Genomic DNA, 16,077 nt, shown 5'->3' with positions numbered 1-16,077 from the left:
GGGGTCCCGGTTCAGTCACGGTGCTGAACTATGTTCAGCACGGTTCCGTCGGGTGCACGGACGAAGAACCGGCGGACACCCCATTCCTCGGTGGTCAGCGGGTAGACGATCTCGTATCCGGCCGCCTGTGCCTCGGCGTAGGCGGCGTCGACGTCGTCGGCGTGCACAGACAGTGCCGAATCGACCGGGGCGGTCTTGTCGCGTGAGACGAGTTGGACGTGCGCGCCGGAATCGGGGTCGGTGCAGCGGGCGACCCAGCCCATGTTGAACTCTTCCTCGCGCAAGCCGAGGAAGTCGGTGTAGAACGACTTGGCGCGGTCGACGTCGTCGACCGGGATGTTGGTGCTGATCTTCATGGTGCGCACAGTCGGCTCCCTCGGTTCGGCGTCACCCTCGGCTTCGACGTTAGTACTCGCGCCCGCCGAGAAGGCGAGAGCGGACCGATCCGTGAGAATCGGTCCGCTCCGGCGGTGGGCTCCGGCGTCAGACTGTACGGAATCCCGCGCCGACGAGACCGCTGGCGTTGAGCGACCGCAGAATGTCGGTCATCTTCGTGGCCGCCATCGGCGTGTAGACCGGCAGTGCCGGATCGACGCACGCGATCGACGTGCCGGGGCCGGCCAGACGCAGCGAGCCGTTCAGCATCCCGACGACGCGTCCGCGTTCGATGATCGGCCCGCCCGAGTCGCCGGGTGCCGAACACACGTAGCTGTAGCTTCGCGAGCCGTTCACCAGCAGAGTGGGACCGCAGGTGAATCCGGTGGTGCGACCGGCCTTGCAGACATTGCTGAACGGCTGCGGATAGACGCCGACGCCGGTGATCCGGGCGTGCCCGACGGTGCGGACCGCGCGGACGCGTGCCGGATCGAGGCGGATGACGGCGACGTCCCAGCCCTTGCTCTTGGTGACGATCCGGCCGATGGTGCCGGCCCGGCGGTTGCGCTCGAGGCTGACCGCGTCGCCGACATCGCCGCAGTGGCCGGCGGTGAGGCCGACCAGCCTGCCGCCGCGGTCGTGACCGACCGCGGTCACCGTGCACAGCGACCGATTGTCGATGACGATGCCGCTCCCGCCTCCGACGGCGGCGGCCGGCGCGGCGTGCGCGACCGCGGCCGGGCTCAGCGCGACGGCGGCAGCGCCGATCGCGATCACCGCTGTACGAAGTCTCTTCATTCATCCTCCCCAGAATGTGCCGATCGGGTAGTCGACCGACGCCGCGACACGGCGCAGTGCCGGTACCGAAGGCCGACAGCCTTCCCCCGCAATGGAATTGCGACGATATGCCGAATCCGGAGTCAGTCCAGCACAGCAGCGGGCCGAACTCAAAACGCGGATCTGCCGGATTCGCCGAGAACAACGCCTCCGGCGCGCCGCTCGAGTTGCGGTGTCACGTGTAGCGACGCACAATGGTCGGGCAAGCACTTCGTTAGGCGAAGCTCCTGCACGAACACAGGCCACTGATCTCACGACGTCGAGAGACGCCCAAGGTTAGGACAGGTCCTCCCGGATTAAGGGTTGACCCGAAGTGGCTTCCGTCCGCTCCCGCGGACGGACACGTCGTGCAGTGCCGAAGCTCTTACGTGGAAGTCGTTCGTCGATCCATCTCCGTGGTTCCGGCCTCCTCGTGCGCGTCGTGCATGCCGAGCGTGAGGAGGTGATCGGCCGTGAGCGACGACGGAAGTAGTCGATTGCCGTACCCGCGCAGGCCGACCGGCCTCGGCTCTCGTAGCGACGGCCGCTGAGAACGGTCCTGCCCGGGTCACCGTCCCATTCCTTTCACCGCGCACTGGCGTGGAGAACCGCGCTGCCCCAGGCAGCGCGGGGCTCCGTCGTGCCCGAATCACCGGGGATTCCTCATGCAGAATTTCAGCACTCCATTGGACGTGCTCGGCCGACGCGCCGAGCACTCGCACGGCAGCCGGCCATCCGGCGCCGACGTGCGCCGGCAGGCCACGACCAGCACCATCGACTCCACGCGCGTGCAAGCGTTGCTCGACGCCGCCACCGGCACCGCAGACGCGGTGCTTTCCGCGCAGTCGACCTCGCTCGACGGCCTCGTCGACGAGGCGGTCGGTGCACGCCGACTCCGCTACGGCGCCAATGAACTCGATCATGACAGGCCCGCGCCGGTGGTCGTGCAATTCGCTCGCGCCTTCGTCAACCCCTTCATTGCGATCCTCGTATTCCTGGCCGTCGTGATGGTGTTCACCGATGTAGTCTTCGCCGATCCGGCCGGCGGCCGTGACTACACCGGCGTCGTCACTGTCGGTGCGATGGTCCTGGTCAGCGCGATCTTGCGGTTCTGGCAGGAGTACCGGTCGGGGAGGGCGGCCGAGAACCTCAAGGCGATGGTCCGGACGACGGCGGCGGTCACCCGGAACCGGCGGGGCGTCGCGGTGACCGAGGAACTCCCGGTCGAGCACCTGGTGCCGGGAGACATCGTCCGGCTCGCGGCGGGCGACATGATCCCGGCCGACGTGCGGCTGATCGCGGTCAACGACCTCCAGATCAACCAGGCCATGCTCACCGGCGAGGCATTGCCCGCCGAGAAGACCGCCGAACAGGTCGTCGAGGTGACGGCAGCAGACCTGCTCGATGCCCCCAACCTGGCCTTCATGGGCACTTCCGTGGTGTCGGGATCGGGCACCGCCGTCGTCCTCGGAACGGGAAGGAACAGCTATTTCGGCTCGATGTCGAAGGCTATCGTCGGTGAGCGACCGGAGACCGCTTTCGACGTCGGGATCAAGAAGGTCAGCTACACGCTGATCCAGTTCATGTTGGTGATGGTGCCGGTGGTGTTCGTGATCAACGGACTGACCAAGGATTGGACCACCGCATTCCTGTTCGGCGTCACGACCGCCGTCGGACTCACGCCGGAGATGCTTCCGCTGATCGTGACCGCGAACCTCGCCAAGGGCGCGAACTTCATGGCGCGGAGGAAGGTGATCGTCAAGCGGCTCGGCAGCATCCAGAACGTCGGCGCGATGGATGTGCTGGCCACCGACAAGACCGGAACGCTCACTGAAGACCGCATCGTTCTGGAGCGGCACATCGACGTCACGGCGAACGACAGTGACGATCCGCTGTGGTACGCGGCGGTCAACGCACACTTTCAGACGGGGCTGCGGAATCTGCTGGACGATGCGGTGCTCGATTCGGCCGGCTCGCGGATCGTGCGCCGCATCGAACGCGAGTACACCCTCGTCGATGAGATTCCGTTCGATTTCGAGCGCCGGCGGCTGTCGGTGGTGGTGGACGACGGACTGTCGCACCTGATCGTCACCAAGGGGGCCGTGGAAGAACTGCTCGACAGGTGCGTCGCCGAACGTCGCGACGGGACCGAACTGCCGCTGACCGTCCAGCGACGCACCGAACTCGACGATCTGGTAGCGGAACAGAATGCGCTCGGAATGCGCGTGCTCGCCGTCGCCGTCCGGTCGGTCGTCGCAGAACGCGGTGACCACCCCGAGGGCGGTCTCACCGAGAACGAGTACACCAAGGACGACGAGGCGAGCATGACGCTCGTCGGGTTCCTGCTGTTCCTCGACCCGCCGAAGGACTCGGCCGCGGCGGCGATCACCAGTCTGCGGCTACGCGGCGTGGCGGTGAAGGTGATCACCGGCGACAACCCGATGGTGGCCGCCACCGTCTGCCGGAAGGTCGGCGTCGACGCCCGGCGGGTGGTGAGCGGCGCCGAAATCGACGACCTGTCCCTGAAGGAGCTCGCCGAACTCGCCGAGCGCACCAGTGTGTTCGCGAAGGTGAACCCCACGCAGAAGGCGCGGATCGTCGAGGCGATGCGGACGCGGGGACACACCGTCGGGTTCCTGGGCGACGGCATCAACGATGCGCCCGCTCTGCGGACCGCGGATGTCGGAATCTCGGTGGACACGGCGGTCGACATCGCCAAGGAATCGGCCGACATCATTCTCCTGGAGAAGGACCTGACTGTTCTCGAATCGGGAGTGATCGAGGGCCGGCGGACCTTCGTGAACACCATGAAGTACATCAAGATGACGGCGTCGTCGAATTTCGGCAACATGTTCTCGGTGCTGGTCGCCAGCGCATTGCTCCCGTTCATCCCGATGATTCCGATCGTGGTGCTCGTGCAGAACCTGGCCTACGACCTCGCGATGCTCACTCTGCCGTGGGATCGCGCGGACTCGGAGGACCTGGCGCGTCCGCGCAAGTGGGAGAGCCGCGGACTGGGGAGGTTCATGGTGCGGATCGGTCCGTTGTCGTCGATCTTCGACATCACGACCTACGCGCTGATGTGGTTCGTCTTCGCGGCGAACTCACCGGTTCACGCGGCGCTGTTTCAGTCCGGCTGGTTCGTGGAGTCGATCATCTCGCAGACGCTCATCGTGCATCTGCTGCGGACCGGCCGAGTTCCGTTCGTCCAGTCCCGGGCCGGACTCCCGGTGGTGCTCGCCACTGCCGCAGTCTGCGTGTTCGGACTGGTCCTGCCTTTCACCGGCTTCGGTCAGGGCCTGGGTCTGGTGCCGCTGCCGTGGTCGTACTTCCCGTGGCTGATCGTCACGTTGGTCGGGTACTGCGTCGTGACGCAAGTGGCGAAGCGGATGTTCGTGCGCCGATACGGTGCGTGGATCTGACCGCGGCAGAAACTTTGGCTCCCGGAACGGTCTCTCACACCGTTCCGGGAGCCAAAGTTTTTACAGTTCTCAGTTCTCGATCCGGTCGAGGATGATCTCGGTCAGTTCGGCGGCGTTCTGTTCGGGGATCCAGTGGTTGGCGTGTTCGAGGATCCGGAGCCGGAAGTCGGCGTCGACGTAGTCTCCGGCCAGCTCGGCGCCGCGGCGCGCCAACGCGGTGTCGCCTGCGCCCCACACGTGAGTGGTCGGCACGGTGATGCGGCGCGCCAGAGCGCCGGGGCGGCCGAACGGAAGCGCGCGATACCAGTTCAGGCCGCCGGTCAGTGCCCCCGAGTCGATGATCTGCCGGTGGGTGTCGGCGATCATCTGATCGTCCATGCCGGTCGAGGCGAGCATGCGGTCGAAGAACTCGGGTTTCCGGGCGATCAGCAGCTCCGGCAGGCGGGGCGGTTGGAAGGCGGCCATGTACCAGGAGCGGCGGAGCTGGTCGCTGTGCAGCATCGATTTCAGGAAGGCCGCGGGATGCGGCACCGAGACGGTGGTGAGCGTGGCGACCAGGTCCGGTCGCGTGGCGGTCAGCATCCACGCCACCTGCGCTCCCCAGTCGTGGCCGACCAGATGCACCTGCCGCGCATCGGACTGGATGATGAGGGACTCGATGTCGGAGACGAGTTCGCCGATGCGGTACTCGACTCGCCTGCGCGGACGGGCGCGGGGAGAGTAGCCGCGCTGGTCCGGCGCGATGGTGCGGTAGCCCCGCTGATTCAATCGCTCCGACACTCCGGTCCACGACTGCGAGGTCTGCGGAAAGCCGTGCAGCAGAACGACTGTGCCGTTGTCGGCGGTGCCCGCGTCGGCGACGTCGAAGGTGAAGCCGGCTCGCGAAAAGGTTTCCATGACTGCTCCCGAGGCAAGCCGCGGAAATTTACGTAACCGCGGGTAACGGAAAAACTCTCTCTGCCGAACGCTATGTGGTGCCCGAGGCCCGGTCAAGGGTTCGTTCACCGGTCCGCACACTCCGGTGCTGCCTATCGTGGACCCATGACTGCACCGGACCTGACGTCGTTGATCGAGTCGCTGCCCCGCGGGATGGTGATCACCGACCCCGACGTGCTGAGCGCCTATCGATACGACCGCGCCAACGACCCGGACGCGGGGACACCGGCAGCGTTGGTGCGGCCGATGACGACCGAGCACGTGCAGACGGCGGTCAGATGGGCGGCGGCCCACGACGTGCCGATCATCACCCGGGGCGCTGGAACGAGCCTGTCGGGCGGATCGACCGCGGTCGACGGCGCGTTGACGATCTCGACCGAGAAGATGCGGCAGCTCACCGTCGACACCGCGACCCGCACCGCCGTCACCCAACCGGGAATGCTGAATGCCGAGGTGAAGGCGGCCGCGGCCGAGAAGGGTCTCTGGTATCCGCCGGATCCGTCGTCGTTCGAGATCTGCAGCATCGGCGGCAACGTCGCGACCAACGCCGGCGGGCTGTGCTGCGTGAAGTACGGGGTCACCACCGATTATGTGCTGGGCCTGGAAGTGGTCCTGGCCGACGGCCGGGCGCTCCGGCTCGGCGGCAAGCAGTTGAAGGACTCCGCGGGCCTGCCACTGACCAAGCTGTTCGTCGGCAGCGAGGGCCTGCTCGGCATCGTCACCGAGGTGACACTGCGACTGCTGCCGCCACAGGCTCCGGCCTGCACCGTCGTGGGCTCGTTCGGGTCGGTCCGGGCGGCCGTCGAGGCGGTGCTGACGGTGACGTCCCAGATCCGGCCGGCGATGCTCGAGTTCATGGACGGCGTCTCGATCAACGCCGTCGAAGACATGCTGAAGATGGGCCTCGATCGTGACGCGGGCGCCCTGCTGGTGGCGCAGTCGGACGCGCCGGGACCCGCCGGTGCGGCGGAGGTGGCGCTGATCGAGGAGGCCTTCGGCGCCTGCGGGGCCGCCGAGGTCTTCGCCACGTCGGATCCGGTCGAGTCGGAGGCGTTCACGGCCGCGCGGCGTGCGGCGATCCCCGCGGTGGAGCGGATCGGCGCGCTGCTGCTCGAGGACGTCGGCGTGCCGCTGCCCGCCCTGCCGGATCTGATCGACGGCGTCGGCGCCATCGCAGCCGAGAACGACGTGCTGATCTCGGTGATCGCCCACGCGGGTGACGGGAACACCCATCCGCTGATCGTTCACGACCCCGCCGACGCGGAGGAGACAGCTCGCGCCAACCGCGCCTTCGGCCAGATCATGGACCTCGCCATCTCGCTCGGCGGCACCATCACCGGCGAACACGGTGTGGGCCGGCTCAAGAAGGGATGGCTTCGCGACCAGGTGGGCGACGACGTCATGGACCTGATGGAGATGATCAAGTCGGCCGTCGATCCGAAGGGGCTCTTGAACCCCGGCGTGATGCTCTCGTAGCGCCATCAGTCGACTTACGGTGAGCGTGTCCGGGAGGCGTTCGTCAAGCCCGCGTGAACATGGACACAGACCTCGAAGCGGGTTCGGGGAAAGCTCTCGGCACCGGGTAATGTCCGTCTGTCTCGGTGGCCTCCCCAATTGATCGCCACCCATTGGTGCGGCCCTGCCCCGGGGTCGGTAGACGTTGCGAAAAGGTGTGGTGAGAACGCTCGAATGACCACTTCGGTGACTGATCGTGCGACCGGATTCGAAGCCGAGCTGCGGAACGCTTTCACCGCCGACGGGCTGGTACTGGACGCGGACCTCGACGCGCGACAGTATCGATGCGCCCGCGGCCAGATCGGTGCCCTGATGGGGGAGATCCCGCCGGGGGCGTACATCGCCCTGCTGATGCGGTTCCCCGCTCTGACCCTCGCCGGGCTGGTGGGTCACGCGGCGCTGCGGACCGACCCGAAGAGCGACTACTGGCCGGACTTCTGGGACGCCATCGGCCGCGATCGGGATCCGGCGTTCGAGACAGTGGTCGGACAGCTGATCGGCGACCTGCTGCGCGAATGCGGACTCCGCGACGTGCCGTCGCTGCGCGAGAGCTCGGTGGTGCCGCTGCTGAAGCTCCACGCGGGTCCGACCGTGCCGACGGTGGACGCGCTCGTGGGGGTGATCGAGGATCATGTGGCAGCCGGGCACGAGCCCACCGGCGTCGCCGTTCTCGAACGCCTCACCGAGCAGTGCTTCGAGCACCGGCGCCGCGCCCTGCCCGCCGACTATCGCGTGCTGCTGCAGCATGCCCCCGAGGCGGCCGTCGGTCTCCTCAATCGCCTGTGCGAACTTCTGCTCGCGACGGTCGTGCATCCGGACACCTGGACGCCGGACGCGATCACTCCGGGCACCGCGGATCTCCCGCGGGCGATGCTCGAATCGGTGCTCGACCGAGTGCGGCGCACTCCCTTCCTGAACGACGATGCCGCCGCGCGCGACCTGTGCCGCCATCGCGCGCCCGACCTCCGCTTCGACGCGATCGACGGCGAGGTGCGGATCGTGGTTCCCGCGCGGGACGACGCCGCGGTGTGGCGGGTGTGGACCGGCGACGCCCCGGAGGAACTCGCGGTCCCGGCCGGTGAGGCGATCGCACTTCCGATCGGCGTCGCGGTGCGCGAGAGCGTCCTGATCCGGCTCGACACCGGCGTGCGACGCTCGGTACCTCTGTTCGATCCCGCCGACCCGATCATCGTGTTCGCCGACGACGGCCGTCGCATCTCGCGGTTCGAGCCGCTGCCGGCGGGAGAGGTACTCGTCCTGGTGCCGCGCGACGCCGACCTGGTCTCGGGCACACGGAGGAAGATCGCCGTGACCGATACCGTGCCCGCCCCGTGGGAGGGCTGGGAACTGCGGACCGTCGACCTGGCCGGGCACACCGAACTGACCCTGAAACGCGATGGAAGAGCCGGGCGCACGCGCCGGATCCTGCCGGTGGAGTCGCCGGCCTACGCGCTCCCGGAGCCGATCGCGGGCGTCAGCACCACGGCCGACGGCGATCCCGTCTACGGCGAACGCCCGCTGGTGGATCTGCCCGCGCACGACGGAGACGACACCAAGGAGTGGCGGGTGCGCGTGCGGCGAGCGGGCGACCTGGACTGGCTGATCGACTATCCGTGGGCCGCTGCCGATTACGTGACCTCGGCCGACCCGTTCGACGGTCTCGAGGAACCCCTGGTGGGACGGTTCGAGATCGCCGCCGGCGACTCGTACGGACTCGATCGGCGACTGACGGTGGTGCTCGCCGAAGGGCTCGAGGTGACCCACGATCCCGTCGTCCGACTGCCGCAGGCCGACGGACTCGCGGAATCGGTGAGCGAACTCGTCGCCGAGACCGGACTCAAGATCGACGAGGGCGAACTGGCGTTCGGTCCCGGTGACACCGAACGCGTCGCGACCGTCCATGCGGGCGACGACGATCTGCCGCTGCTGATCCGTCCGCCGCACGCCGAGATCCGCTTCGAGCATCCGGGCCACCCATCGGCCTGGCAGACCTCACTGCCGACGATCGGCGTCGACGACGCCGGTGCCGGTCGTCTCACCGTCCGGGTGCCCGGCGCCGTGGACGTGTCGTTCGCGCTGCTGGACGGGGACGGCGACATCGTCCGCGAATGGGCGGCCGACTCCCGCGCGGGTACGGAGTTCACCCTCGCGGCCAGGTCGGTCGTCGACGCCGCTAAACGGCTTCTGCGGGGCAGCCTCGTCGCGTTGATCGAGGATGAGCACGGCGATTCCGAGGAGGCGGAGGTGGCCCGCGTGGCGCGCTCGGCGTCCACATCTCAGGCGCCGGTGGCGGACTCCGCAGCCGGCGCCGACGCCCTCACCGCCGAATGGCTGCGTCTGGACACCGTCCGGGCCGCGGAGGTGGCGGCGCCCGCCCCCGATGCGGCACCGATCGAGGCGGTCGGGGCTCCGGCCGATGAGTTGTTGACCGCGGACCCCACCGCCTCGCTCATCGCCCTCGGCGACAGCCCGGTGGCGCCCTCGCGCATCCCGGCGCTGCTGATCCGGTCGGGACTGGCCGAGCGCGTGTTCACCGCACCCGAGCCGTACGACGGCGCCCACCCGAACCCGTACGTCAGCTGCCTCCTCGCGACCTCGGCCATCGTCGACCCGGCCAGTCCGCAGCGCGACGAGTTGCAGTCCTACCTGGCCACACGCGGCGGCGACGATCTGCTCCGGGTGATCGCGACCGGCCGCATGGAGGACCCGCGGACCGGTGTCTTCGACCGGAACGTGCTGGCCGTCGACGCGATGGCACGGGCGCAGGTCGAGTCGCTGTTCGAACGTTTCCGCATCGTTCCCGGCCCGCTGGTCGATCTCGACATGCGGACCGCGGCGACCATCGAGGCCTTCCATCGCCGCGCCGAGTGGATGACCGATCCGGTCAGCCTGGAGGCGCCGCGGTACGTGAACAAGACGCTGCGCGATGTACGCCGCGCCTCGCCCGAACTGTACGACCTGATCGCCGCGCGCAACGAGGCGCTCGACGGCGTCGACACGATCAGCAATCCCTGGATGCTGCTCTCGATGCAATCGCTGGCGTTCGCGGCCATCGGGCGCCTGCAGGCGTACGGCCGGCTCAAGCAGCCGGTGCTGACCGACGAAGGTCGCGCGATGTGGGCCACGCTGGCCGACTACTGTCCGGCTATGGTGGCCGCCGACCTGCTGATCGCGAATGCGGTGGCGGTGCGTTCGGACGCGCTCGACCGGGTGCGCGCTAAGAAGTGAGTCGTGTGCGGCGAACGGATCGAATCGATTCGGCGTCCACGCCGGCCTCACGCCGCAGCGCCTTCTGCAGGCCCGACGCGGTCTCGTAGCCGGCCGCGAGCGCTGCGCGGCGGACGGAGGAGCCCGCGCGCAGGCGGTCGATCGCCACGTTGAGCCGGGCGCGGACTCGCCACTGCCGGAACGGGGTCCCGGTCTCTGACACGAACAGGCGTTGGACGTGCCGGACGCTCGTTCCGTGCCGGTCGGCGAGTTCGTCGAGCGGCCGTGCCGACAGCGGTGCCTCCACGGCGATCGCGGCCGCCACCGGATGTCGCGGCATCGGCAGGGCGAAGTACGGGCCGCTCAATCCGGCAAGGACCTCCTCGATCGCCTCGCGGAACACCGCGACCTGTTCTGCGGTCGAGGGCGCTGCCCCGAGCACACCGGTCATCACGGCGGTGAGAGCGGGCACCGAGCCGAGCCGATGCACCGGCTCGGGTGGGGTGGTCGTCGGCGACAGCAGCGGGCCCAGGACCAGACTGCCGGGGGAGTAGCGCGCCGAATGCGGAAGGTCGGCCGCCAGCCACACGGCCTCCTGGTCCGCGAGCAATACCTGCTCACCGGCGACGTCGAGTGTCGCCGAACCGGCCGCGACGTAGATGAGGTGCGGGAGGTGGTGGCTGTGCGTTCCGTGCCCCAGGAACTTCGGAGCGGCGTCGGGGACCAGGGTCGCGAGGCGGCTCGGTACGCGTTCGGCCATCGTTCACACCTCTCATCGTGTCGGCGACCGGCATGTCAGGTTGGTCGGCAGATCGTGTCACGTCCGGACCGAATCCGGTCGTTCGGTCCATTAGCTTAGTCTTGCCTAATAAGATGTGCGCGCTGGGCCGTCTCCCGCGCGCCGAACCGAGATGGTGGAAGTGATGCTCAGATCTCGTGCACTGCCTGCGACGATGCTGGCCGTGGTCGCCGTGCTGACCCTGGCGCTCGGGGGCTGTTCGACGTCCGGGGGCGATGCGTCTGGACAGACTCGTGCGGTCAAGACGTCCCAGGGCGAGGTGGACGTCCCGGTGGCACCGAAGCGGGTGGTGCTGCTCAACTACGCCCTGGCCGGCTATCTCTTCGATATGGACGTCCCGGTGGTTGCGACGACCCCCGAGGTGACCGACGGCAAGCACGAGTTCAACGCCGCGTGGGCCGAGAAGGCGCAGAAGGCGGGCACGACCTTCCTCCCCTGGAGCAACGACGGATTCGACATGGAGTCGATCCTGGAGGCCGAACCCGATCTCATCGTCGCAGGTGGTCTCGGATTTCCGCTCAAGCACGCCACCGCGGCGTATCCGGAACTCAGCAAGATCGCGCCGACCGTCGTGGTGAGCGGAGATCTGACCGAGTGGCGCGACCAATACGAGTTCCTCGCCGACGACGTCTTCAACCGGCCGGAGAAGTTCGCCGAGGCCTCGGCGGCCTACGACAAGCGAGTCGCCGAAGTCCGCGACGAGATCACCGTCCCCGAGGGTGAGATCACCTTCCTGTCGCTCACCGCGGCGGGAGACGTGTACGTGCCCATCGAGACGCGCGGGCTGCCCGCCGAGTTCGCGAAGCTCGGCTTCCGTCCCGCACCGCTGTTCGCGACGGGCCGGTTCCAGCCGTACACCCCGGGCGGCGACAGCTTCGCGCTCTCGACCGAACAGGTGGGCCAGTGGATCAATCAGGACACGGTGTTCGTCCTGGGCTTCAACGCCGACGTCACCTCCGTCGCCGAACTCGCCAAGCAGCCGATCTACGCGGCACTGCCGGCCTTCCAGAAGAAGCAGGCACACGACCTTCCGTACTGGGTGCAACGCAGCGACTACCACGAGGCGATGGCGATGCTCGACATCGTCGAGGGTATGTTCGGCGGAGCGGGTCCGGGACAGGAGCACTGATGACTCAGTCGCGGCTCACACCGCTGCCGATCATCCTGCGACGGCTGGTCGTGGAGTCCAACGAGCTCGTCAACCCGCGGCTGCGGCGCGTGCGGCTCGGCGGCGAGGAACTGGGGGCCTTCGAGCGTGACGGTGTCCTCTTTCCGGCCTTCGCCAGCCCCGGGTTCGACGACCATGTGAAGCTGATCTTCGCACCGGGCGGCGACATCGCCGACGCGCTGCCGGTGCAGCGCGCGCACGGTATCGAGTGGACGGCGTCGCCGGTGCGCGAGTCGCGCGACTACACGCCGGTCGAGGTGGACGCGGACGCGGGCACCATCGCATTCGATCTCGTCGTTCACAGCGATTCGGGGGACCGATCGGCGGTGGGGCCCGCCGAGGCCTGGGCGGCCGCCGCGCGACCCGGTGACGACCTGTGGATCGTGGGGCCCAAGTCGTCCACGGTGGTGCCGCCGAATGCGACATGGACGCTGATGGTCGCAGACGAGACCGGTTTGCCCGCAGTACGCCGATTCCTCACGGAACGACCGGTGCCGGGGCCGGTCCGAGCCGTCCTCGCCGTCGCCGACCCCGTCGCACAGCAGGTCCTTCCCGTCGGCCCGGACGACGAGATCACCTGGGTGTGCGCTGAACCGGGCGATGGCGCCGCTCTGGCCGATGCCGTCGCGGGGATCGTGCCGCTCGACGGTGCCCCCTACATCTGGGGTGCCGGGGAGAGCCGCAGCCTGCTGCCGATCCGCAAGTACGTCAAGCGAGAGCTCGCGGTGCCCAAACGGGACGTCGACATCACCGGATACTGGCATCTGCGCGAGCTCGTCCCGGAGCAGGCCGCCGCGGACGACGGCGCGCCGACCGCCGGACCGGCGGTTGTGGAATCGCCGGTGACCTGGTTCGCGGTCCGAGCGGCCCTGCGACTGGGACTCATCGAGGCGGTGGACGCCGGTCGCATCGGTCGCGCAGGGCTCGCGCGACGTCTCGGCATTCCGGATGAGCGGCTCGCCCCGCTCGTCGACCTGCTCATCGCGTGCCGGGTGCTGAGCGCCGACGGGACGGCGCTGACAGTCGGGGAGAGAGGCGACGTTCTCCTCACCGACGATCATGCGCGCGAGCAGTTCGACGGCGTACGCGCCGAGCAGATCCTGGCGCTGACCGAGCTGGCTGAGTGTCTGCCGGCGGCTGAGCCGGCGTGGCGCCGCCGCACCGGCACGAGTTTCGCTCGGTTCGCCGCGTCGGACGCGGCTGTGTACGCCGAACTCATCGAGGACGCCGAGCGCCTGCAGTTCCTGATCCCTGCGCTTGCGGCGCTGTCCGCGCTGTGGACCGGATCGCCGGTCTTCTTCGGGCCCGGCGCCGTCACCCTCGCGCAGGGATTGCGGACGGCGGGCGCGATCGGACCCGGTGCGGTGCCCACCGTCGTCGCTCAGGGCGCGCCACGCGCCGTCCTCGAGGAGGCCGCGGGTGCCGGGGACATCCTGTTCACCGACGACTGGCCGAGGGCTCAGACGGCGATTGCGGCGTGCGCGCTGGCGCACTGCGAGGACGAGGAGGCGGTGGCGCTGCTAGCGGCTCCGCGGCCCGCGGTGCGCAGGCTGGTGATCGTCGAATCCACTTCTCCGGACGCGCTGAGTCCGCGCGTCGCCGAGGACGCAGTTCTCTCGCTGGCCCTCGTCGGACGAGCACCGCGCGACCGCGAGCAACTCGGTCGCCTCGCGCGCGATGCGGGCTGGCGGGTCGTCGACGAGGCCGCGCTGGGGTGGGGAGTCTCGGCGCTCGTGTGTGAGCCCGCGGAGTGAACAGCGGCACCGAGACGGCCGTGCGGCCGGATCAGGGCCGGCGGCAACCCGCGGAGCGCCGGATCGGCGGACGCATGGCGGCGCTGATCGCAGTGGCCGCCGTGCTGGTCTTCATCTGCGGTCTCAGTCTCGCCGTCGGTTCAGCGGCACTGCCGCTCTCGACCGTGTGGGCAGCGCTGACCGACCGCGATCAGTCCATCGACCACATCACCGTCATGGACGTGCGCCTGCCGCGCACACTGCTCGGACTGCTCGTCGGAGCGGCGCTGGGAGTGGCGGGCGCATTGATGCAGGCAGTCGGCCGTAACCCGCTCGCCGATCCCGGGATTCTCGGCGTCAACGCCGGCGCGGGCCTCGCGGTCGCCGTCGGCGTGGCGTACCTCGGATTGACGACCATCTCCGAGTTCGTGTGGCTCGGCATGGTCGGCGCCGTGGTGGCGGCGGTTCTGGTGGCCGCGATCGCCGCGCGCGGTCCCGGCGGAGCCACGCCACTGCGGCTGACGCTCGTCGGGGTCGCGTTGACCGCGGTCCTCAACGGACTGAGTCTGAGCCTCTCGCTGGTGAATCCCAGCCGCTTCGAGCGCATGCGGTTCTGGGGTGTCGGCAGTATCACCGACCGGCCGCCAGGCACGGTGGCGTTCGTCGCGCCGTTCATCGTCGCCGGGCTCGTCCTTGCCCTCGCTGCGTCACGTTCGCTGAACGTGCTGGCTCTCGGCGATGACGTGGCGCGGTCGGTCGGCGCCCGGCTCGGGCTCACGCGGGCCGCGGCGGTGGTCTCGCTGGTCCTCCTGTGCGGCGCGGCCACGGCGGCGGCCGGACCGATCGCGTTCGTCGGACTCATGGTGCCGCATGCGGTCCGGATGCTGGTCGGTGCCGACCAACGGTGGGTGATCGCATTCTCTGCGCTGGCGGGGCCGGTGCTCGTGCTGGCGGCGGACCTGTTCGGCCGAGTGGTGGTGCGGCCTGAAGAACTGGAGGTCGGGATCGTCACGCCCCTGTTCGGCGCACCGGTTCTGATCTGGCTCGTCCGACGGACGCGACGTCTATGAGCGCGCACCGGACGGTGGAGGTGCTCGCCGGGCCGATCGGTCTGCGCGTGACCCGGCGCGCCGTCGTGGTCAACTCGGCACTTCTGATCCTCATCGGGGCCCTGCTGGTCGGCGCCCTGGTTCTCGGGCGCAGCGGCCTCGGCTTCGACGACCTGCTCGCGCTCATGCGCGGCGAGGGGTCGAGGAAGCAGGAACTCGTGTTCTCCTGGCGGGCGCCGAGAGCTCTGGCGTCGGTTCTCTTCGGCGCCTGTCTGGGGATCAGCGGCGCGATGTTCCAGGCCATCACCCGCAACGCGCTCGGCAGTCCGGATGTGATCGGCATCAACTCAGGTGCCTACACCGGAGTGATCGTGGTGTTGATGGCCGGCGGCTCCGGATATGCGGCCACCGCGGCCGGGGCGGTCGTCGGATGCACACTGGCCGCACTGACAGTCTTCGTCCTCGCGTACAGGCAGGGAATGGCCGGATTCCGGTTGATCGTGGTCGGCATCGCCGTCAGTGCGGTGCTCACCTCGGTCAATCACTGGTTCAGCGTGCGCGCCGACCTCGACGAGGCGCTGCAGGCGGCGATCTGGGGTGCGGGAAGTCTGGGCGGGATCACGTGGACTCCGCTCGTCGCGACACTGTGCGCGGTCGCGCTCATGCTTCCGGTTCTGCCGGTGATCGCGCACCGCATGCGGGAACTGGAACTGGGTGACGACGTGGCCGCCGCGCAGGGAGTGGATGTCGAACGCACCAAGCTCCTGATGGTTCTGGTCGGGGTGTTCAGCACCGCGATCGTCACTGCGGTCGCCGGGCCGATCGCCTTCATCGCACTCGCCGCTCCGCAGATCGCGCGCCGGCTGTGCCGCGCACCGTCGCTCAGTCTGACCGGATCGGCGCTGGTCGGCGCCGTGGTGCTCGCGGCATCCGATCTGATCGCGCAGTATCTGCTCGCCGGCGCGCGTCCGCCGGTCGGCGTGGTCACCGTCACCGTCGGCGGCTTGTACCTCATCTGGCTGCTGCTGCGCGAGTCGGCGCGCTGAGACGGTGACTG

At 68.9% G+C, this 16,077-nt stretch carries 11 protein-coding genes and 1 riboswitch; of the genes, 7 read left to right on the top strand and 4 right to left on the bottom strand.

Features of this window, described 5'->3' with window-relative positions:
* Positions 1-11: 11 nt before the first annotated feature.
* Positions 12-356 (bottom strand): VOC family protein, encoded by a 345-nt coding sequence (locus tag GSI01S_RS16825; RefSeq protein ID WP_039868005.1) that lies wholly within the window; start codon positions 354-356, stop codon positions 12-14.
* A gap of 127 nt (positions 357-483) precedes the next feature.
* Positions 484-1,173, bottom strand: a complete 690-nt coding sequence (locus GSI01S_RS16820; protein ID WP_039867996.1) for a S1 family peptidase — start codon at positions 1,171-1,173, stop codon at positions 484-486.
* Between the two features lie 242 nt (positions 1,174-1,415).
* Positions 1,416-1,593: riboswitch (M-box (ykoK) riboswitch) on the top strand.
* A gap of 263 nt (positions 1,594-1,856) precedes the next feature.
* Here GSI01S_RS16820 and mgtA point away from each other — a divergent pair.
* On the top strand, positions 1,857-4,613 hold the full coding sequence (gene mgtA / locus GSI01S_RS16815) for a magnesium-translocating P-type ATPase (RefSeq protein ID WP_006897826.1): 2,757 nt from the start codon (positions 1,857-1,859) through the stop codon (positions 4,611-4,613).
* A 69-nt stretch (positions 4,614-4,682) separates the two neighbouring features.
* Here the strand turns inward: mgtA and GSI01S_RS16810 are convergent, their stop codons facing one another.
* The gene (locus GSI01S_RS16810; protein ID WP_006897825.1) at positions 4,683-5,510 is read right to left on the bottom strand and encodes an alpha/beta fold hydrolase; all 828 of its coding nucleotides are present in this window, start codon (positions 5,508-5,510) and stop codon (positions 4,683-4,685) included.
* A 144-nt stretch (positions 5,511-5,654) separates the two neighbouring features.
* On the opposite strand from GSI01S_RS16810, the gene GSI01S_RS16805 reads away from it, so the two are divergent.
* Both GSI01S_RS16805 and GSI01S_RS16800 read left to right on the top strand, forming a co-directional pair.
* Entirely contained in the window at positions 5,655-7,025 is a 1,371-nt protein-coding gene (locus GSI01S_RS16805; RefSeq protein WP_006897824.1) for an FAD-binding oxidoreductase, read from the top strand.
* Between the two features lie 225 nt (positions 7,026-7,250).
* On the top strand, positions 7,251-10,292 hold the full coding sequence (locus GSI01S_RS16800) for a hypothetical protein (RefSeq protein WP_233500063.1): 3,042 nt from the start codon (positions 7,251-7,253) through the stop codon (positions 10,290-10,292).
* Here GSI01S_RS16800 and GSI01S_RS16795 read toward each other — a convergent pair.
* Complete coding sequence (locus tag GSI01S_RS16795; protein ID WP_006897822.1) at positions 10,282-11,031, bottom strand: helix-turn-helix domain-containing protein; 750 nt, start codon at positions 11,029-11,031, stop codon at positions 10,282-10,284. The two genes, GSI01S_RS16800 and GSI01S_RS16795, sit on opposite strands and share 11 nt — an antisense overlap.
* 163 nt (positions 11,032-11,194) lie before the next feature.
* On the opposite strand from GSI01S_RS16795, the gene GSI01S_RS16790 reads away from it, so the two are divergent.
* The 4 genes from GSI01S_RS16790 to GSI01S_RS16775 are packed head-to-tail and all read left to right on the top strand — an operon-like array spanning position 11,195 to position 16,066.
* Complete coding sequence (locus GSI01S_RS16790) at positions 11,195-12,199, top strand: ABC transporter substrate-binding protein (RefSeq protein WP_006897821.1); 1,005 nt, start codon at positions 11,195-11,197, stop codon at positions 12,197-12,199.
* Entirely contained in the window at positions 12,199-13,992 is a 1,794-nt protein-coding gene (locus GSI01S_RS16785) for a siderophore-interacting protein (protein ID WP_006897820.1), read from the top strand. Before GSI01S_RS16790 ends, GSI01S_RS16785 begins: the two co-directional genes overlap by 1 nt.
* On the top strand, positions 13,989-15,041 hold the full coding sequence (locus GSI01S_RS16780; RefSeq protein WP_006897819.1) for an iron chelate uptake ABC transporter family permease subunit: 1,053 nt from the start codon (positions 13,989-13,991) through the stop codon (positions 15,039-15,041). The genes GSI01S_RS16785 and GSI01S_RS16780 overlap by 4 nt, the downstream gene beginning before the upstream one ends.
* On the top strand, positions 15,038-16,066 hold the full coding sequence (locus GSI01S_RS16775) for a FecCD family ABC transporter permease (protein WP_006897818.1): 1,029 nt from the start codon (positions 15,038-15,040) through the stop codon (positions 16,064-16,066). The genes GSI01S_RS16780 and GSI01S_RS16775 overlap by 4 nt, the downstream gene beginning before the upstream one ends.
* Positions 16,067-16,077: the final 11 nt, after the last annotated feature.

It is taken from the genome of Gordonia sihwensis NBRC 108236 (genome assembly GCF_000333035.1).
In the GTDB taxonomy this organism is placed as follows: Bacteria; Actinomycetota; Actinomycetes; order Mycobacteriales; family Mycobacteriaceae; genus Gordonia; species Gordonia sihwensis.
Note: the sequence above shows the minus strand (reverse complement) of the source record. Positions and strands in the feature narration are given on the sequence as shown.